This is a genomic window from Sphingobium aquiterrae, assembly GCF_037154135.1.
GTDB classification, from domain to species: Bacteria; Pseudomonadota; Alphaproteobacteria; order Sphingomonadales; family Sphingomonadaceae; genus Sphingobium; species Sphingobium aquiterrae.
Genome location: NZ_JBANFL010000002.1, coordinates 1 through 25004, shown reverse-complemented (window position 1 = coordinate 25004; position 25004 = coordinate 1). Strand labels below are relative to the sequence as shown.

The following is a 25004-nucleotide window of genomic DNA, read 5'->3' as shown; positions in this document are numbered from 1 at the left end:
GGACGATGGCCGTGCAGGCGGCCCGCCGTCAAGTCGCCGCAAACATGCATCCGTCCTATCGCTCTGCCCTGGCACGATGCGGCAAAAGGGCTTGCCGCGCCATGGAATCTCGCCAATTAAGGGTCATGCACCCGTTCAAGACCGTCGCCAGAAGCCTGCTGCCCTTCCTGCTGTTCGCCGCCCCGTTCCCGGCGGCCGACGCCTTCGGCCCCGCCGACGTCCCGGTGCGGCAGCAGACCGCCGATGCGCGACTGAAGGCGGAATTCGCGCGCTTCGCGGCGCTGTCGGACGGATCGGTGGGCATTGCCGCGCAGCGCATCATGCCCGATGGATCGCTCGATCCGCGCGTCGTCACGCTGAACGGCGACACGCTGTTCCCGATGGCCAGCAGCTACAAGATCGCGGTGGCCGGCACGATCCTGTCGCAGGTGGACAAGGGCACCGTGAGCCTGGACACGCTGCTGCCCGTCAACCCCGCCATCGTCGTGCCCTCCAGCGGCATTGCCGAGCAGATGCCACATCGCGGGGTCGTGCTGTCCGTCCACAACCTGCTGGAGCTGATGCTGACGCGCAGCGACAATACGGCGACCGACGTGCTGGTGGCGAAGGCCGGCGGACCGCAGGTGGTCAATGGCTGGCTGCGGAGCATCGGCATCAAGGGGCAGCGGGTGGACAGCAACACCGCCGACCTGCTCTATCGCGCCATGGGCCTTTCGCCCGAAGCGTTGCACAAGGACGGCCGCACGCCGGGGCAGATCATGGACGCGGCGATGGCCGCCGACAGCGAATTGCAGCAGCGCGACGCCAGGGACCTGCCCAACATCGCCTTCGCCAACGACCCGCGCGACACCTCCACGCCGATGGCGATGGCGCAGTTGCTGGTCGCGATCCGCACCGGCAAGGCGCTCAAGCCCCAGTCCACGGCGACGTTGCTCGACATCATGACCCGTTGCCACACCGGCGCCGCGCGGCTGAAGGGCATGCTGCCCCCCGACACGCCGGTCGCGCACAAGACGGGATCGCTCAACGGCACCGGCGTCGATGCCGGCATTGTCACCCTGCCCGACGGCAGCCTGATGGCGATCGCGGCGTTCGTGATGAAGGACAGCAAGGGCCATGTCTCGCGCGACCGCATCATGGCGGAAGCCGCCCGCGCCGCCTTCGACTATTATCTGTTCACCACGGCCTGACTCGTCGGGCATCTTGAGGGGATCTGGGGGCATCCGGGCGCTGACGTCCTATCTTTTGCCGCCCCGGACGATATGATCCGGGCAGGGGAGATGCGAGAGGACCCATGCAGCGCTTTACCAGTTTCCGGCAATTCTGGCCCTATTATCTGCAGGAACATGCCCGCGTCGGCACGCGCGTGCTCCACTATATCGGCACCAGCCTGGTGCTGCTGATCGCGGTGCTGCTGGTCGCCAGCGGCGATTGGCGGATGTTGCCCATATTGCCGATCGCCGGCTATGGTTTTGCCTGGGCGGGCCATGCGCTGGTCGAACGCAATCGCCCGGCGACCTTCCGGCATCCGCTCTGGTCGCTGGGGGCGGACTTCCTGCTGTGGTATCGATTCGTGATGGGGCAGAGCGGCCATGACCTGCGCCAGGCCGGCGTGATCGGCGATGGCGTGATCGATCCGGCCCGCAGGCTATAGAGCGATGTCAATCGCCGAAAGACATCGCGGTCAATCCAGAACATGGAAGACAATGTTTCCGGGACGGTAACGCTTGCCCTGTAGGGGTGACGCATGACCTTGACCACCACCTTCTCTCCCCTGCCGGACCTCGACACGCTCGGGCAGCGCTGGCGCGCCGTGGAGCAGGGTGGCGCCGGCGGCTTCTTCCTGGGCTGGACCTGGACCGCAAGCTGGCTGGACGCGACGGAGGCAAGGCCGGAACTGCTGAGCGTGCAAGACGGCGGACGCGATGTCGCACTGGCATTGGTCGGCCGCTCGATGGACCGGCGCCTGCTGGGCGCCGCCGCGACATTGTGGTGGAACCAGGCCGGCGATCCGGGGATGGACCGGCCCTTCATCGAATATAACGGCCTGCTGTGCGCGCGCGATGCCCCGGCGGACACGCTGGCTACCGCCGTCGACGCCCTTGCCGCGCGCAACGACTGGCGGGTGCTGAAGATCGCGGGCGCGGCCCCCGCTTCGCCGCTGCTTGCCGGCATGACGGCCCAGCGCCGCATCCGCCGCCGCATCCGCCATGATGCAATGCCGGCCTATCATGTCGATCTGGACGCGGTGCGCGCGGCGGGGGGCGACTATCTCTCGCTGCTCAGCGCCAATACGCGCGGCCAGATCCGCCGGTCGCTGAAGGATGTCGCCGGGACGCCGGACGTCGCCATCGCGACGCAGCCGGCACAGGTGGAGGCATGGCTGGCGGAGATGACCGCCCTCAACAGCGGCCGCCATGCGGACAATGCGTGGGACGATCCGCGCTTCCGCGCCTTCGCCCTTGCCATCGCGCTACGCGGCCTGCCGACGGGCGAGGTGGAAATGCTGCGGGTGCGCGCATCGGGCGACGGAACCACCATCGGCCTGCTGCTGAACTTCGTCCATCATGGCGTCACGATGAATTACCAGTCCGCCTTCGCCGCGCCGCTGTCGGCCAAGGGCAAGCCGGGGCTGATGACCCATGCCGCCGCCATTGCCCACAGCGCGCAGGCGGGGCGGACGCGCTATGCCCTGCTCGCCGGGCGCGATCGCTACAAGCAGAGCCTCGCGACCGGCGAGGAGCAATTGCAGTGGTGGACGCTGGAACGCTTCTCGCCCCGGCTGGAGGCCGAGGCGCTGCTGCGACGCCTGCTCAGGCGCCCAGTTTCCGCATGAGGCGGTAGAGCAGCCGCTGCACGGCCTGGCTTTCGGGCCGTGCGCCGACCTTCACCAGCGGCAGGCCGCGCCGGCGCAGCAGCGCGTTGAGCGAATGCAATTCCCCTTCCGCCACGCTGCGCGCCGAGCGCCAGGTGATGGAGAAGCTGATCGACACCGCATCGCCATTGCGCACGAAATGGGGCGCCTTCACCGGCACATGGATCGCCTCGCCGGGCTGGAGCGTCGTCGGCCTGCCGCGCGCCATGAAGCTGTCGCTCCAGGCGAGGTTGCGATGGCCGCCGGCATGGAAGCGCTCGCTCTGTTCCAGCGGCACCAGCGTTTCGTCGCCCGCGGGGAAGACGGTCATGGTCTTCTCCCCCTCGATCTGCAGCAGGATATTATGCTCCGGGTCCATGTGGAACGGCGTGACGCTGCCGGGCGAGGAGAGGAAGATGAACGCCTCGCGATGCTCCATCGCCCCGGTCTTGCGCGCAACGATCGGCGCGATTTCCGCCAGCGCCGCGTCGAGCAGCGCGGCATAGGCCGGGTCCGCCTCCACATTCTTCAGCACGGCCCAGCTGCCATTATCGTCGATGGTGCGGATGGTGTCGCCCAGCGACAGGCCGTTGGCAGGCGTCTCTTCGGGCCGCACACCCAGCGGCAGCGTGCCCAGATTATATTCGATGCTGCGCGCCGGCATCCGCTCCGCCAGCGCAGCCAGCGCCTCGCGGCCGAACAGCGGATGGCCCGCCAGATGATGGGTCAGCCGCACCGCCATGTCGGGATAGGCCGTGGTGAACATCACCCGCGCGCTTTCGGAGAAGGTGCTGGCGGAGAAGGTGCTGGCGGAAAAGCTGTTGGGCGCGGCGTTTTCCTCCGCGCGATCGGCGGGGTGCGATGCGATCATGTCAATGTCCCTTCATGCGGGCGACGGCGGCCTCCACGGCGCCGGCGATGGTGTAGGCGGCACTGCGGCGCAGGCGGGCAAGCCCCGTGCCGCGCAGCGCAACGCGATAATGGGTGATGCTGCGCCGCTCTGCCCACAGGCTGTCGATCATCGGGTGATCAGGCGCCGCGCAGCTATCCATCCAGGCCAGCGTCTCGCTGCCCTGCACGGCGTGGAGATTGTCGATCTCGATCAGCACGCCGGGCGAGAAGCGCGCGAGCTGTTCGTCAAAGGCGATCTTGAAGGAAAAGGCGCCGTCGCCATGGCCGAAATTGACCAGCATCGCGATGGCGCGGCCATCCAGGTCGATGCGCAGGAAATGCAGCCGCCCGGCGGCAAGCGCGGCGGCGGTGGCGGCGCGGAAGAAATGCATGTCGCCCGGCGTGCAGGACAATGCCGTGCCCTCCTGCCCCTTCCACCCCGACGCTTCGAGCGCGAGGAAATCGCTACACCAGCGCGGCAGGTCGGCGGGGTCGGACAGCGTGCGGCTTTCCAGCGCGCCAAGCTCCGCCAGCCGCTTTTGCAGGCGCCGGATCTCCTTGCGCTTCTTGGCCCGCACATGGGCTTCCCAATAGGCATCGGCGGCAAGGTCGGAGCGCAGCAGCGCGCGATCGTGGCGGAGGATTTCGGTGAAGGGCCGCCGGTCGGCGACGCATACCGCCTCCAGCGCGGCGGCATTCGCCCCGGCCGCGTCCAGCACCGCCATGTGCAGGAAATTGGGGGGCCAGGGCGCGGCGTCCAGCTGCGCCAGAAAACCGGTCCAGGCCGCCTGCTCGAACCCGCTGCGCACAAGCGGCGCGCCGAAGAAGCAATGACGGTGCATCCAGTTGCCGACACATGCCATGGGCAGCCGGCCATGGCGGGGCATGACGGCAACGGGCAGCAGGCCGATCAGGACATCCCCGGCAAAGACCTCCAGCAGGCGCGGCGGCGGATCCCCCGCCAGATGGTCCAGCGCGGCCTGCAGCATGTCGGGCGCGTAAAAGGCGTTGGCTTCCGCGACATGCAGGGCCAGTTCGGCCCAGCGTTCGGCACGCTCCAGCCGGACGGGCGCGCCGAGGCCGGCTTTCAGGGCGGGGTCGGGAGCCATGTCCATGGCCCGGCCATAATCCGGAAATCTTAGAGAAAGGCTAAGGGACGCATGGACATGCCAAGGGAATCAGCGGACGGCCCCTAAAATCCGTTCGGGTTGAAGAGGTGAGATCCCTTCCCCGTCACTTTATCGCGCAGGGGACGATATCTTCCACATCCGGCCGCGCGCCCACTTTGCGGAAGCGCGCGAAATAGCCGCCCGCCGTGGGCTTTGGCACCACCTGTTCCAGCCGATAGCCCATGGCGGCGAATTCGCAGGCGAGCAGGCGCGGGGGCGTGCCATGCTGATCGGTCGGGCGATTGGCGTCGACCACGATCACCTCGCCATCGGGCTTCAGCGCGGGATGCAGGTGCCAGAGGAAGGCATAGGGCTCCGCGATCTCATGATACATATGGACCATGAGCACCCGGTCGAAACTGCCTGCGGGCAGCCTGGGGTCGTCGGCGGTGCCGAGCTTCACGCTGACATTATGCCAGTTTTCGCGGGTGATGCGGCGGCCCAGGGCGTCGATCGTCTCCGGCATGATGTCTTCGGCCAGCACCCGCCCGGTCGGCCCCACGCGGCGGGCGAGGCGGGTGGTGTAATAGCCTTCGCCCGCGCCGATGTCCGCCACGGTCATGCCGGGCTTTATCCCGGCGCGGTTCATGATGTCGTCCGCCTCGTTCAGGCGGTCGCGCGCTTCCTCGGTGGACCAGCGGGTCGACACGATCGGCGCGACCGGGCGGTCGGCGCGGGGAAAGGCGCGGGCGCTGGCCGGGCGGTCGGACTGGTCGTCCGCCAGCCGGTCGCACGCCACCGTCGCCGCCAGCAGCGGCACCAGCGACAGCATCAGGGCGGCGCGCATGGCCGATCCCTTCCCGAGTCTCCGGGCCTTCAGTCCACGTCCTCCACCTCGACCTTTTCGCCGGTCACGCGCTGCGAGAGGGCCGCGGCCATATAGGGGTCGAGCGCCCCGTCCAGCACATCGTCGGGCGCGGTGGAGACGACGCCGGTGCGCAGGTCCTTCACCATCTGATAGGGCTGCAGCACATAGGAGCGGATCTGGTGGCCCCAGCCGATATCGGATTTCGACGCGTGCTCGGCGCTGGCGGCGGCCTCGCGCTTCTGCAGTTCCGCCTCGTACATGCGCGCCTTCAGCATGTTCATCGCTTCCGCCTTGTTCTTGTGCTGGCTGCGCTGGTTCTGGCAGGCGACGATGATGCCGGTGGGAATATGGGTGATGCGCACGGCGGAATCGGTGGTGTTGATGTGCTGGCCGCCCGCGCCCGATGCGCGATAGGTGTCGATCTTGAGGTCGCCTTCATTGACCTCGATCTCGATATTGTCGTCGATCACCGGATAGACCCAGACCGACGAGAAGCTGGTGTGCCGCCGCGCCGAGCTGTCATAGGGGCTGATGCGGACCAGGCGGTGGACGCCGCTTTCGGTCTTGGCATAGCCATAGGCGTTCTCGCCCTTGATCAGCAGCGTGGCGGACTTGATGCCCGCCTGCTCGCCCGCCTGATAATCGACCAGCTCCACCTTGTAGCCGCGCTTTTCGGCCCAGCGCTGGTACATGCGCTGCAGCATTTCGGCCCAGTCCTGGCTTTCGGTGCCGCCCGCGCCGGCATGGATTTCCAGATAGGTGTCGTTCGCGTCCGCCTCGCCGGCGAGCAGCGCCTTCACCTTGTCCTCGTCCGCCCGCTCGGCCAGCGCCTTCAATGAGGCGACGGCTTCGTCGACCATCGCCTCGTCGCCCTCGGCCTCGGCCATTTCGATGAGTTCGGCGGTGTCGCTCTTTTCGCTCTCGATCGCGCGGGTCGCGCCGATGGCGGTGTCCAGCCGTGTGCGCTCGCGCATCACCTCCTGCGCGGCCTTCTGGTTATCCCACAAGGTCGGGTCCTCGACGCGCGCGTTCAGCTCGTCCAGCCGGCGCAGCGCCCGGTCCCAGTCGAGGAAGCGCCGCAACAGGTCGAGGGCGGCGTCGATACGGTCGATATATTGCAGCGCTTCGGCGCGCATGGTGTTTCTCCAGATATTCCACCCCGCGTCGGGCGCGGGGGACTATTCCCATTATCCGTTCGGGCCGGGCTTGTCGAAGCCCCGTCCTTTTCCTCGGGAGGAAGCTCAGGACAGGCCGCGACACGCCGGGGCGAACGGCTGCAAGCTAATAAATTCCGCCCTGCTCCTGCAGGAAATCATTGTCGTTGCGCGCCCGGCCCGCCGCCTTGGCGCGGGTGGCCGCCGCCTTCTCCTGCGCGACGATCTCTTCCTTGCGGATGGTACGGCGCGGTTCGGATTCGGGCTTGAAGGCTTCCCAGATCACCGGTGTCTTGGGGTCGTCCGTCGGCCAAGCGCCATAGACGCGCTTGCCCGAGCGGCGATCGATGCGGACCATGCGGATGCCATTGGGCGCGAGGAACGGCGTCTTGGGCATGTTTTCCAGGATCGGCGCCATCGCCTGTTTCCAGATCGGCGCGGCGACCCGGCCGCCCTGCGCATAGCCGCCAAGGCTGCGCGGCGTATCGAAGCCCAGATAGACGCCCGCCACCAGATCGGGCGATCCGCCCACGAACCACACATTGGTCGGCCCGTTGGTGGTGCCGGTCTTGCCGAACAGCGGCCGGTCGAGGTCGCGCAGCGACGTCGCCGTGCCGCGCTGGATGACCCCCTCGGTGATGTGGACGATCTGATAGGCGGTCATCGGGTTCATCACCTGCCGCCCTTCGGCCCCGAAGCGGGGCATGGGCTTGCCGTCCCAGTTGGGCATGTTGCAGCCCTCGCAGGCGCGCCAGTTCTCCGGCCAGATCACCTTGCCGCGCCGGTCCTGCACATAGTCGATCACCTTGGGCGCCAGCTGGCGGCCATGGTTCACCAGCATCGCATAGGCGTTGACCATCCGCTCCACCGTGGTCTCGCCCGCGCCCAGCGCGAAGGAGAGATAGGGCTGGTAATCGCCGATGCCCATCGCCTTGATGGTGCGGACCACCCGGTCCATGCCGGTCTGCGAGGCGGTGCGCACCGTCATCAGGTTGCGCGACTGCTCGACGCCCCAGCGCATCGTCTGCGGCCCGGCGCCGCTCCCTGAGAAGTTACGGAAGCATTTCTGCCCCAGCCGCACCGACTGCAGCACGCAGAAAGGGCCATCGACGATGATCGACGCCGGCGTCATGCCGCTGTCGAGCGCGGCGGCATAGACGAAGGGCTTGATGGTCGAGCCCGGCTGGCGCAGCGCCTGCGTCGCGCGGTTATAGGAGGAAAGCCGCGCATCGAAGCCGCCCTGCATCGCATGGACGCGGCCGGCATGGGTATCCTCGATCATCATGCCGCCGGAGACTTCGGGCACGTTGCGCAGCGCCCAGCTACCGCCATTGGCCGCCACCGCGATCAGATCGCCGGGCTTGAGCGCATCGAAGGCGGGCACGCCCATGCGGCGATAGGCCATCTGCGCCGCCGACGCCGGCAGCGTGCCGGTGCTGCCGTCCGAAAAGCCGATTTCCGCCGCGTCGCCGGCCTTGGAAACCACCGCCGCGATCTTCCAGCCGGCATAGTCGATGCCGACATAGCTCGCCGCCAGCTCGCGCCGCCAGCCATTGGCCATGACGATCGTGCCCACCGGGCCGGACCAGCCCTTGCCCGCATCATAGCGCTGCAGGCCGGCGCGCAGGGCATCGGCCGTCAACTGCTGCATCGCGGGGTCGAAGGGGCTGCGCACCCACAGGCCGCCGGCATAGACGCTGTTCGGCCCGTCCTGCGCCTTTTCGCCGAATTTCCCGATCAGGCGGCGGCGCACTTCCTCCATATAATAGCCGCCCGCATTGCCATAGGGCGATCCATGTGCGGCGACCGTGCCCAGCGGCTGGGCCACGGCGTCCCGATATTGCGCGTCGGTGATCCAGCCATTCTTGCGCATTTCGCCCAGCGCCCAGTTGCGGCGCTCCAGCGCGCGCTCATGCCCGCGCGGGCTTTCCGGGCGATAATTGGCCGGGCCCTTGGGCAGGATCGCCATATAGGCCATTTCGTGCAGCTTGAGGTCGGCGACATCCTTGTCGAAATAGGCACGCGCCGCCGCCTGCACGCCATAGGCGTTGCGGCCGAGAAAGATCTGGTTGAGGTAGAGTTCCAGGATCTGCTGCTTGGTCAGCACATTTTCCATGCGATAGGCGAGGATCATCTCCTTCACCTTGCGCGTGGGCGAATATTCGTCGCCGATCAGCAGGTTCTTCGCGACCTGCTGCGTGATGGTGGAGCCGCCGCGCGCGCGCTCGCCCGATCCGAGCTTGCTGGCATAGTCGAACACCGCGCCGATGAAGCCGGGGATGTCGACGCCATGATGCTCGAAGAAGGTCTTGTCCTCCGCCGCCAGATAGGCGCGGATCAGCTGCGGCGGGTAATCGGCATAGTTCAGCTGCACGCGCCGTTCGCGGGCATAGCTGTGTATCGGCTGGCCGTTCACGTCGCGCACGATGGTCGGCAGCGGCGGCTCATAGGCGAGCAGCGTGCGCGCATCGGGCAGGTCGCGGGCGAAGATCAGCCAGAAGGCGAGCACGAACAGCAGCAGGCCGCCCAGCGCATAGCTCGCCAGCCGAACCCATTTGCGCGCCCAGAGCGTGCCGATCCCGCTGGCCATGCCGCCGACATCGCGGCGCAGCCGGTATCCGAAGCTGTGCGTCTCACCCGTCTCCATCACCGGGCGGCTCTAGGCAAATTGCGCGGCCATTGCCAGCGCCGTTTCGAAAGACGATCCGCGGTCATGGCGCCCTGTCCCACGCGCCCGTCAGTTCGTCGCGGCCAGGCGGCGGGCGAAATGCACCTCGACCGCCTTCGCCACGCCCTGCGCGATCTTCCGCCGCCCCTCGCCCGAGGCGAGGAAGGCCGCATCGGCGGCATTGCTGATATAGCCGGTCTCGAACAGGACCGATGGCGTATCGGGGGCCTTGAGCACGATCAGCGAGGCAAAGCGGTGATAGGCGTCGCGGAACGGCACATAGGGGGCGGCCTCGCGCTGGAGCAGGCGCGCGAACTGCGAGGAAAGCGCCATCGTCTCACGCTGGCTCAGGTCGATCAGGATCGAGGACACGTCGCTGTTCTGGCCGCCCAGGTTGATGCCGTTGATGATGTCCGCCTTGTTCTCCCGCGCGGCGAGGCGGGCGGCCTCCCGGTCGGACGCGGTTTCCGAGAGGGTGTAGATGGTCGCGCCATGCGCTTCGTCATTATCGGCCGAATCGGCGTGGATGGAGATGAACAGGTCCGCCCCCAGCCTGCGGGCGATGCCGGAACGTTCCTGCAGCACCAGGAAGCGGTCGTCGTCGCGCGTCAGCGCCACGCGCACCCGCCCCGATTGCAACAGCGCGTCGCGGATCGCCTGCGCGACGGCAAGCGTCACATCCTTTTCGCGCGCGCCGGTCTGCCCGTTGATCGCGCCGGGATCATGGCCGCCATGGCCGGCATCGATGACGACCAGCGGCCGGTCGGCCCCGCGCGGCCCCAGCACCGGCGGCAGGGCGATGGCGGCGGAGGCGGGGGGAATCGGCACGGTGATGCTGTGCATCCGGCGCGGCGGCCGGGCGTTCATCGCGATCGGGGAATCGAACGGACGGGGCGCTGCTGCGACACGGGCACAGCCGGGGGCCGTCGCCTGTGCCGACAGGTCATCCATGTGCGTGGAGCCAGCCATAAAACAGGCGGTCGCCAGAATGAACCCGTGCAGCATGCGCCCGTTCTGCCCGGCCCGGCCGCCCTTCGTCCAGCGCCAATTGCGGGCGGGCCGCCATCATCGCCCGCTATAAAGCCGTGCAGCGAAGACCTTTTCCCGCATCGGCCCCGCCGGTCCGGGTAAAATCACAGATTAACGGCATCTTCACCATATTTGTGCAAGACAAGCCCGTGTAGCGCCACGTAAAAATTTGTAGCGCCAACATTGCCGGGCGGGCCGGCTGCTGCTACCCCTTTGCGATCCCGTGGAAGCCGCCCTTGCGCGGCCGGTATCGGGGCAAGACTTTTCGGACGCACAACCGCGGCCGAAGCAACAGGTTGACGCTGCATGAGGCATTTTTTCCAGACGACGCAAAGCCCCGTAACGGGTGCCGCGTCGTGGGCGCTTCATGCCCGGCCCGGAACCATGTCCGGCCATGCCCGTGCAGCAGACACATTCATCCATCCCAACGGGACGAAGGCGCACCGTGCGCCGCACCTGGCGTGCGTGCTCCGCCCGTCCCCCATTTACAGCATGGCCGGCCGGCCCACGGCCGCCGCCCGCCATGCCCGGAGTATTTTAAATGACCATGCGTATGCTGATCGATGCGCGCCACCGGGAAGAAACCCGTGTCGCCATCGTCAAGGGAAACCGGATCGAGGAATTTGATTTCGAATCCGCTGAGCACAAACAGCTCAAGGGGAACATCTATCTCGCCAAGGTGACTCGCGTCGAACCGTCGCTGCAGGCGGCGTTCGTGGATTACGGCGGCAATCGCCACGGCTTCCTCGCCTTTTCCGAAATCCACCCGGATTATTACCAGATTCCGCGTGAGGACAAGATCGCGCTGCTCGCCGAAGAAGCCGAGCATGCCGCCGAAGAGGCCGCGTTGCGTGCCGAGGAAGACGATGAAGAGGCCGCCGAGGGCGCCGTCGAGGATATCGCCCCCATCGCGCTGGGCGAGGACGATGACGGCGAGGCGCATGACGACGCGCCGCGCAAGCCGCATCGCGGCGGCAATGGCGACGAGGCCGCCGACGAACTGCGCCGCAAGCGCATGGCGCTACGCCGCCGCTACAAGATCCAGGACGTCATCAAGCGCCGCCAGGTGCTGCTCGTCCAGGTCGTGAAGGAAGAGCGCGGCAACAAGGGTGCGGCGCTCACCACCTATCTGTCGCTCGCCGGCCGTTATTGCGTGCTGATGCCCAACACGTCGCATGGCGGCGGCATCAGCCGGAAGATTTCGAACGCGGCCGACCGCAAGCGGCTGAAGACGATCATCGCGGAGATGGCGCTGCCCTCCACCATGGGCTGCATCGTGCGCACCGCCGGCCTTCAGCGCACCAAGACCGAGATCAAGCGCGATTTCGACTATCTCGCCCGCCTGTGGGACGAGATTCGCGAGAATACGCTGAAGTCCGCCGCGCCCGCGCTGATCCACAACGACAGCGACCTCATCAAGCGCGCGATTCGCGACATCTATAATCGCGACATCGAGGAAGTGATTGTCGAGGGCGAATATGGGTACAAGGCCGCCAAGGACTTCATGAAGCTGCTGATGCCGAGCCATGCGCGCAAGGTGAAGCAATATGCCGACGCGGTTTCGCTGTTCCAGCGCTTCGGCGTCGAGGATCAGCTGGCCGCCATGTACCATCCGGTGGTGCAGCTGAAATCGGGCGGCTATCTGGTCATCAACCCGACCGAGGCGCTGGTGTCGATCGACATCAACTCGGGCCGTTCGACCCGCGAGCACGGCATCGAGCAGACTGCCGTCGCCACCAACCTGGAGGCCGCGCGCGAGATCGCCCGGCAGCTGCGCCTGCGCGACATGGCGGGCCTGGTCGTCATCGACTTCATCGACATGGAGCTGAACGGCAATATCCGCAAGGTCGAGAAGGCGATGAAGGACGCGCTGAAGGACGATCGCGCCCGCATCCAGGTCGGCCGCATATCGGGCTTCGGCCTGATGGAGATGAGCCGCCAGCGCCTGCGCACCGGCGTGCTGGAGGCATCGACCCGTGAATGCCCGCATTGCGAGGGCACCGGGCTTGTCCGCACGGCATCCTCTTCGGGCCTGTCCGCGCTGCGCATGCTGGAGGAAGAGGCCGCGCGTGGCCGTGGCAGCATCATCACGCTGCGCGCCAGCCAGGAAGCGGCCTTCTACGTCCTCAACAACAAGCGCCGCGAGCTGGACGAGATCGAGATGCGCTATGGCGTGACCATCACCATCCTGCCCGATGGCGAGGTGGAAGGCGCGCGCATGTCCGTGGAGGCGAGCGGCCCGCGCCCGACCCAGGTCGTGCATTATGCGCCGATCGTCGAGGAAGACGATGATCTCGACCTGCCCGAGGATGAGGAAGAGTTCGAGGAAGAAGAAGTCGAAGCCGCCGAAGCTGGTGAAGGCCGCGGCGAACGCACCGAGCGCAGCGAAGGCGAGCGTGAGGAACGCGATGGCAATGGCCGCCGCCGTCGCCGCCGCCGTCGTGGACGCCGGGGCAATCGCGAAGAGGGCGGCCGTGACGAACTGGCCGGTGATGAACAGGGCGGCGAGGAACAGGCCGCGCGGGACGAAGCGGACGAAGGCGACGCTGACACCGGCGTCGAGGGCGAAGAGCCCGTCGGCGATCATGTGGAAGGAGAATCGGCCGAAGCCGCCGAAAGCCGCCGTCGCGGGCGCCGCGGTCGCCGGGGCGGGCGCCGCCGGCGTGGCGGTGAAGAGGGCGTGACCGACGCAACCGAAACCGCGGGCGAAGATGCTCCGGCAGAGGCTGCAGAGGGTGAAACTGCCCCGGAACCGATTGCCGAGGCGATCACCGAGGCGCCTGCCGAAGACGCGGAAACCGAGGCTGCACCCAAGACCCGCCGCCGTCCCCGCGCCCGCAAGGCTACGGACAAGCCGGTAGTCGAGGCGCAGACTGCCGCAGAGCCGGTGACAGAGGTCGTGGCCGAGGTTCCGGCAGAAGCGGAAGCGCCGGCCCCCAAGCCCAAGCGCACCCGCAAGAAGGCCGTGCCCGCCGCCGAGGCGGAAGCCGCGCCCGTTGTTGCGGCAGAAGCTGTTGCGCCGGAGGCCGCTGCAACAGAGGCCGCGCCGGAAGCCGAGGCTCCCGCGCCCAAGCCTAGGCGTAGCCGCAAAAAGGCGGCCCCTGCAGCCGAGCCGGTCGCAGAAGCGGAAGCCGAAACCGCAGCGCCTGCCGCGCCGCCGGAAGCAGTGCCCGTAGAGCCGGAAGCCGCGCCCGCCCTGGAAACGGTCCATGCCAGCGAGGCTCCCGCCGCACCGGCAACCGAAGACGCCGAATCCGAAGAGGAAGGCCCGCCGCGTCGCGGCTGGTGGCAGCGCACCTTCGGCGCCTGATCGCACCGATAAAAACGGAAAAGGCCGGCGTTTCCAGACAGGAGACGCCGGCCTTTTCCTTTGTGGGCCATGCGCCCCGTCTCCGAGCAGCGGAAACGGACAGCGCCTCGCTCTTTCAGTGCAGGTTCATCGGCCACCCACCATCGCGAGACGGTCATGCGCCCGCTCGTCCCCGCCCGTTACCATGCGATCATATGCGGGACCGTCCGGCACCCGGGCATGTCGCGCATTGATCAACGCGGCCGGAACGCCCATGAAGGGGTGATGGCCCGCCTGCCCCGTCTTCCGCGCCTGATTGCCGCGCTGATCCTGTCCTTCGCCCTGCTCGTGCGGCCGGCGCTCGCGCAGCAGATCCTGCGCGACGCGGAGACCGAGGCTTTTCTGCAGGACATCTCCACGCCGCTGGTGAAGGCCGCCAATATGGAGCCCCGCAATGTGCAGGTGCTCATCATCAACGATCCGGAGATCAACGCCTTTGTCGCGGGCGGCCAATATGTGTGGATTCACAGCGGCCTGATCGCATCGGCCGACAGCGCCAACCAGGTGCAGGGCGTGATCGCCCATGAACTTGGCCATATCGAGGGCGGCCATATCATCCGGTCGTCCGAAGGCATCAAGACCGCGACCGGCATCACCCTGCTCAGCCTGGTGCTGGGCGCGGCGGCCATTGCGGCGGGCGGCGCGGAAGCCGGCATGGGCATCCTGGGCGCGGGGCAGCAGGCGGCGATGGGCAAATATCTCGCCTTTTCCCGCACGCAGGAAAGCTCGGCCGATCTTGCCGGCGCGCGTTACCTCAGCAAAGCCGGGATCAGCGGCCGGGGCAGCCTGGAATTCTTCAAGAAGCTGCAGAACCAGGAATATCGCCTCGCCATCCCGCAGGACGACAGCTACGGCCGCACCCACCCGCTGTCGGGCGAGCGCATGGCGGTGTTGCGCGAAGTCTATGAACCCGATCCGTCATGGACGAAGCCCAATGATCCGGCATGGGAAACCCGCTTCCAGCGGATCAAGGCCAAGCTGGTCGGCTTCGTGTCCGATCCCGCGCAGACGCTGCGCCAATATCCCGAAAGCGACCAGTCGATCCCGGCGCATTATGCCCGCGCCTATGCGTGGCACAAAAGCGCCTATCCGGACAAGGCGCTGGCGGAGGTGAACGCGCTGGTCGCCGCCGATCCGCACGACCCCTATTTCCTTGAGCTTGAGGGGCAGGTGCTGCTGGAAAGCGGCAAGCCGGCTGAGGCTATTCCCCCCCTGCGCGAAGCGGTGCAGAAATCGGACAATTCGCCGCTCATCTCCGCGCTGCTCGGCCATGCGCTGATCGCCACCGAAGACCCCGCCCATTATGCCGAAGCGGAAACGGTGCTGCGCCGCGCCGTCGCGCGCGACCATGACAATCCCGATGCCTGGTATCAGCTGGGCGTCGTCTATGAACAGCGGGGCGATCAGCCGCGCGCCGCCCTTGCCACCGCCGAACGCTACCAGATGCAGGGCGCCGACGGGCTGGCGCTGCGCAGCGCCGAAGCGGCAATGACAGGATTGAAGGAAGGCACCGTCGACTGGCTGCGCGCGCAGGACATCGCCATGGTTTCCCGCGCCGCGCTGGAAGGCAGCAAGAAGAGAAGATGACAGACACCCAACCCCAACCACCGGCCGCCGGCCTTACCGCCGCCCTTGCCAACAGGAAGATTCAATTGATGCTCGGAGGAAGTCTTTTCGTCGCTGCGGCGGCGCTCGGCGCGATCGGCATGCAGGCCGTCGCCCCCGCCGCCAAGGTGGACGCCACCGACCGCGTGGCGATCGAGAAGATCGTTCACGATTATATTCTCGAACATCCCGAAATCATCCCGCAGGCGGTGGAAAAGCTGCAGCAGAAGCGGCTGGGCAGCGTGATCGACGACAATCGCAAGGCCATCGAAACGCCCTATGCCGGCGCCTGGGAAGGCGCAGAGAAGGGCGATGTCGTGCTGGTCGAATATTTCGATTACGCCTGCGGCTATTGCCGCGCCTCCCTGCCCGACCTCGCCAGGCTGGTGGCCGGGGACAAGGGGCTGAAGATCGTCTATCGCGAACTGCCCGTACTCTCCGCCGCCAGCGGCGATGCCGCCAAGGTTTCGCTGCTGGCCGCCGAAAAGGGCCGCTACATGGACTATCACAGGGCCCTCTATGCGGCCGGCAAGGTGACGCGCGACACCATCTTCGCGGCGGCCGCCGGCATCGGCATCGACCGCAAGGCCGCCGAAGCCGCGATGGTTTCCACCAAATATGACACGGAGGTCGAAGCCAATATCCGCGTCGCCCAGGCGCTGCAGGCCAGCGGCACGCCGACCTTCGTCGTGGGCGATCAGGTGCTGAACGGCGCGGTCGGCTACGAAGCGCTCAAGGACGCCGTGACCAAGGCGCGCAGCGGCAAGGGCGGCTGATGCCCATGAGGGCGCGGGGGCAGGGCGCGGGGCATGGGTGTCGATGAAGACATGCGCGCCGCTCCTGCTCCTGGCGATATGGGCAACATCGGCAAGGGCGCAGGATCTGCGTGACCTGTGCCCCGCCCGCCCCGGCCTCGGGACGCCACCCTGCATCGTAGACAAGGGCCATGTGCTGGCCGAAACCAGCCTTGCGGACTGGACGCGGGACGATGCCGGGGGCAATCGCAGCGATACCGTCCTGACCGGCGACCTGCTGCTGCGCTATGGCATCGACGGCAAGAGCGAAGTGCAACTGGGCTGGACCGCCCTTGGCCACAACCGCGAACGCGATAGTGCAAGCGGCGCCATCATGCGCGGTCATGGCACCGGCGACATCGGCCTGGCCTACAAGCGCAGCCTGGTGAATCCCGATGGTGCCGGCCTTTCCATCGCCGTCCAACCGTTTATGACCTTGCCCACGGGCGGATCGGCAATCGGCGCGGGCGACTGGTCGACAGGCATCATCCTGCCCATCAGCGCAGAGGTCGCGCATGGCATTGCGCTGGAATTCTCGCCGGAGGTCGATGCCGATGTCGATAGGGACGACAGCGGACGCCATGCCGTCTATGGCAGTGTCGCAGGACTGGATGTCGACCTGTCCGATGCCGTAAGCACCAGTGTGGCATTGTCCGCCTTTCGCGATGACGACCCCGCCGGCCACGGCACGGCGCTGCTGCTGGCAACGGCGCTCGCCTGGCAACCGGGCAATGCATGGCAGGTCGACCTGGGCAGCGCCTTCGGTCTCAACGCGCACAGCCCGGACGCGCGCGTCTATTGTGGGATCGCCCGCCGTTTCTGAGGATCGCCGCGCAGCCCCCGGCCATGCGACTACGCGCTTCCCCTGATTTTCCGTCGGTGCGCAGCAGGATAGGCGTGCCGCGATGCACGCGTTGTCCTTCGCCATCGCCACCATCGCCCTGCTGGCGACGCCGGGGCCCACAAACGCCCTGCTCGCGGCGAGCGGCGCGATGTCGGGCGTCAGGGCATCGCTCCGGCTGCTGCCCTGCGAACTTGGCGCCTATCTGTTGGCGATCGGCCTGTTCCACCAGTTGCTGATCCCGCTGCTCCCACCCTGGGCCGTGGTCACGCTCAAGCTTCTGTCGATCGCCCTCCTGCTGGGGATCGCCCGGCGTCTGTGGGGCGCATCGCTTGCCCCGAAAAGCGCTCAGCCGGCGCGCGGCGCCACCATATTCCTCACGACGCTGCTCAATCCCAAGGCGCTGATCTTCAGCACGATCATCTTTCCGCCGGATGCCTTTGTGCAACCGGCCATGCTGTTCGCGCCGCTCTGCCTTGGCGCGGGCGGCCTGTGGATCGCTGCGGGGGCACGGCTTGGCCGCCTGCCGGGGCTGGATCAGCGCATCATCTGCCGCACGACCGCGCTGCTGGCCCAGACGGCTTTCGCGACCGTGGCGGTGGTTGCCCTGTTACGCCCTTAAGGGCCGAACGGCGACCCGCCTTAAAACGCTCTTATCTTTGTTGCCGCATTTTCCGAGTCGTCAGGTGTTTCCACCTGACTTGAAAATGCTCTAGGCTTCCGCGTCGCGCTGCCCCTTGAACCCCTGCGCCACGACATACCATTCGCTGCTGCCCTTGCGGCTGGCGGGGGGCTTGGCATGCTTGACGGTCGAGAAGTGCCGCTTCAGCACGGTCAGCAATTCGCCGTCGGTGCCGCCGGCAAAGACCTTTGCGACAAAGGTGCCGCCGGGCTTCAAATTTTCGATCGCGAACCAGGCGGCGGCTTCCACCAACCCCATGGTGCGCAGATGGTCGGTCTGCGCATGGCCCACGGTATTGGCCGCCATGTCCGACATCACCAGGTCCGGCGCGTCGCCCAGCGCCTCGCGCAACAGGCCGGGCGCCTTGTCGTCCATGAAATCCATCTGGAACAGGGTGACGCCCTCGATCTCGTCCGTCGGCAGCAGGTCGATGCCGACCACGGCGGCCCTGGGCGAGAGCTTGCGCACCACCTGCGCCCAGCCGCCCGGCGCGACACCCAGGTCGACGACAGCGCGCGCGCCCTTCACGAAGCGGAATTTCTCGTCCAGCTCGATCAGCTTGAAGGCGGCGCGGCTGCGCCACCCTTCCGCCTTCGCCTGGCGCACATAGGGGTCGTTGAGCTGCCGCTCCAGCCAGCGGGTCGATTGGGCGGTACGCCCCTTTGCCGTCTTCACGCGCACCCGGCCGGCGCCTGTACCCCGTGTCATGCAGCTATCCCGTCGCGGTCCATCAGCCCTCGCAATATGCCCTCGCGAATGCCGCGATCGGCGACGCCTAGCCGCTCGGCAGGCCACAGGTCGAGGATTGTTTCCAGAATCGCGCAGCCCGCGACCACCAGGTCCGCCCGCTCCGTGCCGATGCAAGGCAGGCCACGCCGTTCCTCTATGGCCATGACGGAGAGCCGCGTCGAGATTTCCCGCATGGAGGCCGCCGGCACGATCAAGCCGTCAATCGCCTGCCGGTCATAGCGCGGCAGTTCCAGATGCAGGCTGGCCAGCGTCGTCACCGTGCCCGATGTGCCCAGCAGCCGCACCGATCCGTTACGGGCCGGCAGGCGCGCGGCAAAGCCGGCAAAGGCTTCGGCCACCCGGGCGCGCATCCGGCCATAGGCATCCAGCCGCTCGTCGCCGCCCGCGCCCACGCCGGGCTCCGCTTCCGTCAGGGAGACGACACCCCAGGGCGCGCTCTGCCAGTCGAGGATGCGCGGCGCCGGGCCTTCGGTATCGACCAGCACCAGTTCGGTCGATCCGCCGCCGATGTCGAAGATCAGCGCCGGCCCTTCGCCGGGTTCCAGCAGGGCGTGGCAGCCGAGCACGGCCAGCCGCGCCTCTTCCTCCGCCGTGATGATGTCGAGCGCGATGCCGGTTTCGCGGTAGACCCGGTCGATGAAGGCCGGGCCGTTCGATGCGCGGCGGCACGCCTCCGTCGCGACCGACCGGGCCAGCGCCACATTGCGCCGCCGCAGCTTGTCCGCGCAGACGGAGAGCGCGGCAATGGCGCGGTCGATCGCGGCGTCGCTGAGCCGCCCGGAGGCCGCCAGCCCCTCGCCCAGCCGCACGACGCGGGAAAAGGCATCCACGACGATGAAGCCGCCGGCGGACGGCTTGGCGATCAGCAACCGGCAATTATTGGTGCCAAGGTCGATGGCGGCATAGGCGCGGCGGCCATTCCACCGGCCGCCATGGCTGAAAGGGGATGGCGCGGCCCCCGAAAACGGACCGGGACTGCTCGAAACCGCAGGGGGGCTTCCGCCTTTCTGTCCAGCAATGCCGGGGGGTCTGGCGGAAGGCTGCGGCGATGGGCGGCTACGCTGCACCATGGCCGTATCTCACTTTAATGCTCTGCCGCCGCCGAAAGGCGCCGGTACTTGGCGTCAAGAGTAAGCGTGGGCGCGCAAAAGCGCAAGTTTGGCCGGGCCATGTGCATGCGCATGGCCAAGGGGCGCCATGGGCAATGCACCGGAATGGTGCTTTCCATCGTCCCTGGGCCGAAATTTCCCGGTGGCGGCGCGCGACGATAGGGCTTGACCCCTGCAATCGCGCCGTCTAGAGCGCGCCCTCTATTGCCCCGTCGTCTAAAGGTAAGACTACGGACTCTGACTCCGTCAATCGAGGTTCGAATCCTCGCGGGGCATCCATCCTCTTCCTGCCGGCCCATGGGTTTCCGCAGGCTGGCGAGCCTTTTCCCTCCCGATTCCTGTATATAAGACTGTGGCCGGCTAGGGCTCCGCCGCACCCATTGGCGCGCGCGGCCATGGGAACAGCTATCGCCTGCCCCGCCAATGTCGCCATCCGGTGAGCGCCACAAGGCCGGCCCCAAGCGCGGCGGCAATAACCCCGCCGGCGGCCAGCAGCGCCCAGACGCCGGCCATGATCAGCCCCGTCAGGAAATCCACGATGATGAGGGTGAGGTGGATCAAAGGGCGACCGGCGGCGCGGGGCGGTGGCGATATGCCAGGCCCTATGCGCCGCCCTCCTCGCGGCCCAGCGCCTTGGCTTCTTCATATTTGAGTTCGAGAAAGCGATTCTGCGTCGCCAGCCGGTCAAGATCGCCGCTCGCCAGCTTCTCCGTCACCTGCGCGATTTCCCGGTCGATGACGCCCAGCCCCTCGATCAGCTGCTTTTCGGGCACGCGGCCATTGCGCTCTTCGCGCCGCATCGGCTCGGGAATGGAGCGATAGCCGCTCACCAGTTCAGGCAGATGATCCGACAGCAGCCGGCGCAGTTCCACCGCCACCGGCTCCTGCGGATTGAGCTTTTCCAGCTGTGGCGCCAGCGTTTCCAGCCGCACGCCGATGGAATCGGCCAGCTGCACGGCGGGCGCGGGCAGCGCCTTGCGCTGGCTTTCCAGCCAGATCTCGGTCTGCAGCGGCAATGCCTTCAGGTCCGTCTCGGCGAGCTTTTCCACCTTCACCTGGCGCTCGGTGGGGAGCAGCGCGAACAGCAGCACCGCCGCCAGCAACAGCGCCAGCACGATCATCACGCCATTGGTGCCCAGCGGCAGGAACCAGCCCGCCACCATCGCGCCGACAAGAATCGCCAGGACCGCACCGGCGATCCGTCCCAGCTTCTTCATGATGCCCGCATTGCGGCGCGCCCGTGCGCGCGCCGACAGGCTGCGCCCGCGATCGCTGTGCCTGCGCAGCACCGCCTCGGCATCGGCCAGTACCTGTTCGGAACGGCTCATCGCGCTATCCCTCGATCGCGCTCAGTAGCGGATTGTCGCGCGGGGTGGACGATGCCGCGGCCTGCGCCTGCCCTTCGGCGCGGGCGATATAGCCCTTCGACTTCTCCACCTCGTGCGACAGGGTGTTCACCGTGGTCTTCATCGATTCCAGCGCCTTCAGCTTGAACGCGTCGATATTGTCCATCGTGTCGTAGATATTCTGGAAGGCGCGCTGCAGCGTCTCGACCGGAATGGTGCTGGACGCCGCCTGCTCATGGATGGCCGCCGTCTGGCTCTTCAGCATCTCGCCGGTCGAATCGATCATGTTCGCCGTCGTCGTGTTGAGCGCGGTGATCTGTTCCAGCACCAGCTTCTGGCCGACCAGCGCCTGCGCCACCGTCACCGCCGTGCGCAGCGCCGCGACCGTGGTGGTCGACGCGCGATCCACGCCCTTCACCAGCTCGACATTGTTCTTCTTCACCAGATCGAGCGCCAGATAGCCCTGCACCGTCACCGCCATCTGGGTCAGCAGGTCCTGCGTGCGCTGGCGGACGTAGAAGAGCGCAGTCTCGCGAATCGCCTTCGCCTTGCTCGGGTCGGTCGCATCCAGCTCCAGCGCCTTGGATTCGAGCCGCGCATCCATCGCCTTGCTGATGTGGGTCATCTGCTCCAGCCGGCCCATGGTCGCCCACATATTCTGCCGTTCCACGTCGATGGCGGCATTGTCCTTGATCAGCGTGTCCTTGCCGCTGGCCAGGCTGCCCAGGATCGAATTGATGTGGCTCTGCGCGCTCTTGTAGCTGTCGAAATAGTTGCGCAGCCTGTTGCCGAAGGGGATGATGCCGAACAGCTTGCGCGGCGCGGTGATGTTGCCGCGCCGGCCGGGGTCCAGATCCTCCACCGTGCGGCGCAGTTCGGCAAGGTCGGTGCCGACGCTGTTGTCGGCATCCATCGCGCGCACCGGCCGGTCGAGGAAGCGGTTGCTGTGCCCCGCCGCCTCGGCGATTTCCTTGCGGCCCATATTGGTGAGCTGATCGACCCGCGCGCCGAATTCCGGACTGTTCGCGTCCTGCGCGGCCAGATCCTCGACAAAGGCGTCGACCCTTTCCTCCAGCTTCGTCTTCGTTGCCGTGTCGATGGGCACAAGGCCCGCGGCCTTTTCCGGGGTGACGACCGGCACGGGCTCGGGCGGTGTCAGGCTGATGGAATCGGCGATCGTCGTCGTGGAAGCCATGCGTTCTCCTTTGGTGTTATATTAATGTATAACACCCCGGCATCAAGAGGCCATCATGATCGAACATTCGGCAGGGTTCGTCCAGCATTGTCGGTCAGGCCCCCGAACAGCCGGTGAGCGGAACCGCCGATCCTCGTCACCCTTCCCGGAGCCAAAGCCAACGCGGTTGCGGAAAAAGCTGAAACTCGCTATGGGCGCGACCGAAACCCGTCGCGGCGCAGTGCCGGCCGGGCCCATATATCCCAAAGGCAAGACATGTCCCTTCGCAATATCGCGATCATCGCGCACGTTGACCATGGCAAGACGACCCTCGTCGACCAGCTCTTCCGTCAGTCCGGCACATTCCGCGACAACCAGCGCGTCGAGGAGCGCGCGATGGACAGCAACGACCTGGAAAAGGAACGGGGCATCACCATCCTGGCCAAGCCGACATCGATCGATTGGGAAGGCACCCGCATCAACATCGTCGACACGCCCGGCCACGCCGACTTCGGCGGCGAGGTGGAGCGCATCCTCTCCATGGTGGACGGCGTCATCCTGCTGGTCGACAGCTCCGAAGGCGCGATGCCGCAGACCAAGTTCGTGACCGGCAAGGCGCTGGCCCTGGGCCTCAAGCCCATCGTCGTCGTCAACAAGGTCGACCGCCCCGACGAGCGTATCCAGGAAGTGCTGGACGAAGTGTTCGACCTGTTCGTGAGCCTTGAGGCCACCGACGAGCAGCTCGACTTCCCCGTGCTCTACGCCTCGGGCCGCAACGGCTATGCCAGCGACGATCCGTCGGCGCGCGAAGGCACGCTGACCCCGATGTTCCAGAAGATCGTAGACCATGTGCCGCCGCCGGCGCTGGATGTCGATGCGCCCTTCACCTTCCTGGTGACGCTGCTCGACCGCGACAACTTCCTGGGCCGCATCCTGACCGGCCGCGTGACCTCCGGCACCGTCAAGGTGAACCAGGCCATCCACGCGCTCGACATGGACGGCAAGGTGATCGAGACCGGCCGTGCGTCGAAGATCATGTCCTTCCGCGGGCTCGACCGCGTGCCTGTCGATGAAGCCAAGGCGGGCGACATCATCTCGCTGGCGGGCCTGACCGTCGCGACCGTGGCCAACACCATCTGCGACATCTCTGTCACCGAGCCGATTCAGGCCCAGCCGATCGATCCGCCGACGCTGTCGATGCGCTTTGCGGTGAACGATTCGCCCATGGCCGGCCGCGAAGGCAGCAAGGTGACGAGCCGCATGATCCGCGACCGTCTGGCCCGCGAAGCCGAATCGAACGTCGCGATCAAGGTGACGGAGAGCGACGACAAGGACAGCTTCGAAGTCGCCGGCCGTGGCGAGCTTCAGCTGGGCGTGCTCATCGAGACGATGCGCCGCGAAGGCTTCGAACTGGGCATCAGCCGCCCGCGCGTGCTGTTCGGCACCGACGAAGCCGGCAACAAGACCGAGCCTTATGAAATCGTCATGATCGACGTGGACGAGGAATTCTCCGGCACCGTCGTCGAGAAGATGAACATCCGCAAGGCCGAGATGACCGACATGCGTCCTTCGGGCGGCGGCAAGACCCGCATCACCTTCTCCGCGCCGTCGCGCGGCCTGATCGGCTATCATGGCGAATTCCTGTCCGACACGCGCGGCACCGGCATCATGAACCGCCTGTTCGAGAAATATGGCCCCCACAAGGGCAAGATCGAGGGCCGCAAGAATGGCGTCCTCATCTCCAACGGCGCGGGCGAGGCCAATGCCTATGCGCTGGGTCCGCTGGAAGAACGCGGCGTGCTGATGGTGGGCGTGGGCGAAGCGCTCTACGAAGGCATGATCATCGGCGAGAATGCCAAGCCCGACGATCTGGAAGTCAACCCGATGAAGTCGAAGGCGCTCACCAACTTCCGCGCCAGCGGCAAGGACGACGCCGTCCGCCTGACCCCGCCGTGGAAGCTGACGCTGGAACAGGCGATCGCCTATATCGACGACGACGAACTGGTCGAAGTGACGCCGAAGAACATTCGCCTGCGCAAGCGCTATCTCGACCCGAACGAGCGCAAGCGCATGAGCCGCGCCAAGGCCGCGTAAGCGCCCGGGCAATCAAACGCACGAAAGGGGCCGCGAACCATAGGGTTTGCGGCCCCTTTTCTTGTGTACGGTAGGGCGCGGTTGTGAAACGCCCTCGTCGCGGCCTGACAGCCGGCAGATGATCTGGCGCGCAAGCAATGTTACCGTGCCGATGGCATTTTCTGGCAATGCCTCATTTTACGATCCGGGAGCGTTTGCAGGGTGTTGGCTTTAAGGGGCGCTGGCTGGCGCAGCAGCGCCCGGCCGATGAACAATCCCCACCCTTCCCAAATCCCCGGATTTTCTCCCAGGATCAGCAGCGGGCGGCAAAGCAGAAGTGGGGAAATATCGGGGAGCGCAGCCTCCTCGAACCGGAGCACAGGAAATCGCGCTCTACAGACGGCATGAGCTGGATGGTTTTGGCCGTCCTTCATCCGCTTTGCGCGGAGCTATGCCCCTCAGAAACGTCATGCTGACCATGTTTCAGCTCCATGGGCACCTCTCTCGCCTACAGTGCGGGAGAGGTCGATACAGCGCCTGGATAGAGATCGATACGCTCCGCTTCCGGCAGGATGATATCGAGCAGGAGCGAACGATGGCAGCCGGAAGGATCGCGCTCAAAGCACAACAATGTCAATCGGCGTGCAAACGGGACCCCTTATCGGCGCGCAAAAGGGACCCCCTGTCAGGATGGCGGAACGTTGATGT

20 protein-coding genes and 1 tRNA gene are annotated in these 25004 nt (G+C 66.7%); 10 read left to right on the top strand and 11 right to left on the bottom strand.

Features of this window, described 5'->3' with window-relative positions:
- The first annotated feature begins 125 nt into the window (after positions 1–125).
- The 3 genes from bla (at position 126) to WFP78_RS02270 (ending at position 2836) form a co-directional block, all read left to right on the top strand.
- The gene (gene bla, locus WFP78_RS02280; protein WP_336958262.1) at positions 126–1190 is read left to right on the top strand and encodes a class A beta-lactamase; all 1065 of its coding nucleotides are present in this window, start codon (positions 126–128) and stop codon (positions 1188–1190) included.
- A gap of 104 nt (positions 1191–1294) precedes the next feature.
- A complete protein-coding gene (locus WFP78_RS02275) occupies positions 1295–1654 on the top strand; it encodes an Mpo1-like protein (RefSeq protein ID WP_336958260.1) in 360 nt (119 codons plus the stop codon).
- 93 nt (positions 1655–1747) lie between these two features.
- Positions 1748–2836: a GNAT family N-acetyltransferase gene (locus tag WFP78_RS02270; protein WP_336958258.1), complete on the top strand. Its 1089-nt coding sequence runs from the start codon at positions 1748–1750 to the stop codon at positions 2834–2836.
- On the opposite strand, the gene WFP78_RS02265 is transcribed toward WFP78_RS02270, so the two are convergent.
- From WFP78_RS02265 to WFP78_RS02240, 6 genes are all read right to left on the bottom strand, one after another.
- Positions 2814–3620 carry a cupin-like domain-containing protein gene (locus WFP78_RS02265; protein ID WP_336958852.1) on the bottom strand — a complete coding sequence of 269 codons (807 nt, stop codon included), beginning with the start codon at positions 3618–3620 and terminating at the stop codon, positions 2814–2816. The genes WFP78_RS02270 and WFP78_RS02265 overlap by 23 nt on opposite strands.
- A 106-nt stretch (positions 3621–3726) precedes the next feature.
- Positions 3727–4860: a GNAT family N-acetyltransferase gene (locus WFP78_RS02260; RefSeq protein WP_336958256.1), complete on the bottom strand. Its 1134-nt coding sequence runs from the start codon at positions 4858–4860 to the stop codon at positions 3727–3729.
- 118 nt (positions 4861–4978) lie between these two features.
- A complete protein-coding gene (locus WFP78_RS02255; RefSeq protein WP_419722894.1) occupies positions 4979–5701 on the bottom strand; it encodes a class I SAM-dependent methyltransferase in 723 nt (240 codons plus the stop codon).
- Positions 5702–5730: 29 nt separating this feature from the next.
- On the bottom strand, positions 5731–6858 hold the full coding sequence (gene prfB / locus WFP78_RS02250; RefSeq protein ID WP_336958254.1) for a peptide chain release factor 2: 1128 nt from the start codon (positions 6856–6858) through the stop codon (positions 5731–5733).
- A 145-nt stretch (positions 6859–7003) separates the two neighbouring features.
- Positions 7004–9523 (bottom strand): penicillin-binding protein 1A, encoded by a 2520-nt coding sequence (locus tag WFP78_RS02245; RefSeq protein ID WP_419722906.1) that lies wholly within the window; start codon positions 9521–9523, stop codon positions 7004–7006.
- A 90-nt stretch (positions 9524–9613) separates the two neighbouring features.
- Positions 9614–10549 (bottom strand): N-acetylmuramoyl-L-alanine amidase family protein, encoded by a 936-nt coding sequence (locus tag WFP78_RS02240; protein ID WP_419722893.1) that lies wholly within the window; start codon positions 10547–10549, stop codon positions 9614–9616.
- A 565-nt stretch (positions 10550–11114) separates the two neighbouring features.
- Here WFP78_RS02240 and WFP78_RS02235 point away from each other — a divergent pair.
- The 5 genes from WFP78_RS02235 to WFP78_RS02215 all read left to right on the top strand — a co-directional run bounded on the left by WFP78_RS02235 (position 11115) and on the right by WFP78_RS02215 (position 17784).
- Positions 11115–13883, top strand: a complete 2769-nt coding sequence (locus WFP78_RS02235) for an Rne/Rng family ribonuclease (RefSeq protein WP_336958252.1) — start codon at positions 11115–11117, stop codon at positions 13881–13883.
- A 264-nt stretch (positions 13884–14147) separates the two neighbouring features.
- Positions 14148–15509: a M48 family metalloprotease gene (locus tag WFP78_RS02230; RefSeq protein WP_336958846.1), complete on the top strand. Its 1362-nt coding sequence runs from the start codon at positions 14148–14150 to the stop codon at positions 15507–15509.
- A complete protein-coding gene (locus tag WFP78_RS02225) occupies positions 15506–16303 on the top strand; it encodes a DsbA family protein (protein ID WP_336958250.1) in 798 nt (265 codons plus the stop codon). Before WFP78_RS02230 ends, WFP78_RS02225 begins: the two co-directional genes overlap by 4 nt.
- Positions 16304–16346: 43 nt before the next feature.
- Complete coding sequence (locus WFP78_RS02220) at positions 16347–17144, top strand: transporter (RefSeq protein WP_336958248.1); 798 nt, start codon at positions 16347–16349, stop codon at positions 17142–17144.
- Positions 17145–17226: 82 nt separating this feature from the next.
- A complete protein-coding gene (locus tag WFP78_RS02215; protein ID WP_336958246.1) occupies positions 17227–17784 on the top strand; it encodes a hypothetical protein in 558 nt (185 codons plus the stop codon).
- 90 nt (positions 17785–17874) lie between these two features.
- Here the strand turns inward: WFP78_RS02215 and WFP78_RS02210 are convergent, their stop codons facing one another.
- Both WFP78_RS02210 and WFP78_RS02205 read right to left on the bottom strand, forming a co-directional pair.
- Entirely contained in the window at positions 17875–18552 is a 678-nt protein-coding gene (locus WFP78_RS02210; RefSeq protein WP_336958244.1) for an RlmE family RNA methyltransferase, read from the bottom strand.
- Positions 18549–19664 carry a Ppx/GppA phosphatase family protein gene (locus WFP78_RS02205; protein ID WP_336958242.1) on the bottom strand — a complete coding sequence of 372 codons (1116 nt, stop codon included), beginning with the start codon at positions 19662–19664 and terminating at the stop codon, positions 18549–18551. The genes WFP78_RS02210 and WFP78_RS02205 overlap by 4 nt, the downstream gene beginning before the upstream one ends.
- A 244-nt stretch (positions 19665–19908) precedes the next feature.
- Here WFP78_RS02205 and WFP78_RS02200 point away from each other — a divergent pair.
- Positions 19909–19982, top strand: a tRNA-Gln gene (locus WFP78_RS02200).
- Positions 19983–20108: 126 nt separating this feature from the next.
- Here WFP78_RS02200 and WFP78_RS02195 read toward each other — a convergent pair.
- The 3 genes from WFP78_RS02195 to WFP78_RS02185 are packed head-to-tail and all read right to left on the bottom strand — an operon-like array spanning position 20109 to position 22244.
- Positions 20109–20264, bottom strand: coding sequence for a hypothetical protein (locus tag WFP78_RS02195; RefSeq protein ID WP_336958240.1), 156 nt, complete (start codon positions 20262–20264; stop codon positions 20109–20111).
- A gap of 41 nt (positions 20265–20305) precedes the next feature.
- On the bottom strand, positions 20306–21031 hold the full coding sequence (locus WFP78_RS02190; RefSeq protein ID WP_336958238.1) for a hypothetical protein: 726 nt from the start codon (positions 21029–21031) through the stop codon (positions 20306–20308).
- 4 nt (positions 21032–21035) lie between these two features.
- Positions 21036–22244, bottom strand: a complete 1209-nt coding sequence (locus tag WFP78_RS02185) for a toxic anion resistance protein (protein WP_336958236.1) — start codon at positions 22242–22244, stop codon at positions 21036–21038.
- Between the two features lie 255 nt (positions 22245–22499).
- Here WFP78_RS02185 and typA point away from each other — a divergent pair, with 255 nt between their 5' ends.
- Positions 22500–24317, top strand: a complete 1818-nt coding sequence (gene typA / locus WFP78_RS02180; protein ID WP_336958234.1) for a translational GTPase TypA — start codon at positions 22500–22502, stop codon at positions 24315–24317.
- Positions 24318–25004 lie beyond the last annotated feature (687 nt).

Coding starts and splice junctions, on each gene's coding strand:
- bla (WP_336958262.1), top strand. CDS start 126: ATGCACCCGTTCAAGACCGTCGCCAGAAGCCTGCTGCCCTTCCTGCTG.
- WFP78_RS02275 (WP_336958260.1), top strand. CDS start 1,295: ATGCAGCGCTTTACCAGTTTCCGGCAATTCTGGCCCTATTATCTGCAG.
- WFP78_RS02270 (WP_336958258.1), top strand. CDS start 1,748: ATGACCTTGACCACCACCTTCTCTCCCCTGCCGGACCTCGACACGCTC.
- WFP78_RS02265 (WP_336958852.1), bottom strand. CDS start 3,620: ATGTTCACCACGGCCTATCCCGACATGGCGGTGCGGCTGACCCATCAT.
- WFP78_RS02260 (WP_336958256.1), bottom strand. CDS start 4,860: ATGGACATGGCTCCCGACCCCGCCCTGAAAGCCGGCCTCGGCGCGCCC.
- WFP78_RS02255 (WP_419722894.1), bottom strand. CDS start 5,701: ATGCGCGCCGCCCTGATGCTGTCGCTGGTGCCGCTGCTGGCGGCGACG.
- prfB (WP_336958254.1), bottom strand. CDS start 6,858: ATGCGCGCCGAAGCGCTGCAATATATCGACCGTATCGACGCCGCCCTC.
- WFP78_RS02245 (WP_419722906.1), bottom strand. CDS start 9,523: ATGGAGACGGGTGAGACGCACAGCTTCGGATACCGGCTGCGCCGCGAT.
- WFP78_RS02240 (WP_419722893.1), bottom strand. CDS start 10,549: ATGCTGCACGGGTTCATTCTGGCGACCGCCTGTTTTATGGCTGGCTCC.
- WFP78_RS02235 (WP_336958252.1), top strand. CDS start 11,115: ATGACCATGCGTATGCTGATCGATGCGCGCCACCGGGAAGAAACCCGT.
- WFP78_RS02230 (WP_336958846.1), top strand. CDS start 14,148: ATGGCCCGCCTGCCCCGTCTTCCGCGCCTGATTGCCGCGCTGATCCTG.
- WFP78_RS02225 (WP_336958250.1), top strand. CDS start 15,506: ATGACAGACACCCAACCCCAACCACCGGCCGCCGGCCTTACCGCCGCC.
- WFP78_RS02220 (WP_336958248.1), top strand. CDS start 16,347: ATGAAGACATGCGCGCCGCTCCTGCTCCTGGCGATATGGGCAACATCG.
- WFP78_RS02215 (WP_336958246.1), top strand. CDS start 17,227: ATGCACGCGTTGTCCTTCGCCATCGCCACCATCGCCCTGCTGGCGACG.
- WFP78_RS02210 (WP_336958244.1), bottom strand. CDS start 18,552: ATGACACGGGGTACAGGCGCCGGCCGGGTGCGCGTGAAGACGGCAAAG.
- WFP78_RS02205 (WP_336958242.1), bottom strand. CDS start 19,664: ATGGTGCAGCGTAGCCGCCCATCGCCGCAGCCTTCCGCCAGACCCCCC.
- WFP78_RS02190 (WP_336958238.1), bottom strand. CDS start 21,031: ATGAGCCGTTCCGAACAGGTACTGGCCGATGCCGAGGCGGTGCTGCGC.
- WFP78_RS02185 (WP_336958236.1), bottom strand. CDS start 22,244: ATGGCTTCCACGACGACGATCGCCGATTCCATCAGCCTGACACCGCCC.
- typA (WP_336958234.1), top strand. CDS start 22,500: ATGTCCCTTCGCAATATCGCGATCATCGCGCACGTTGACCATGGCAAG.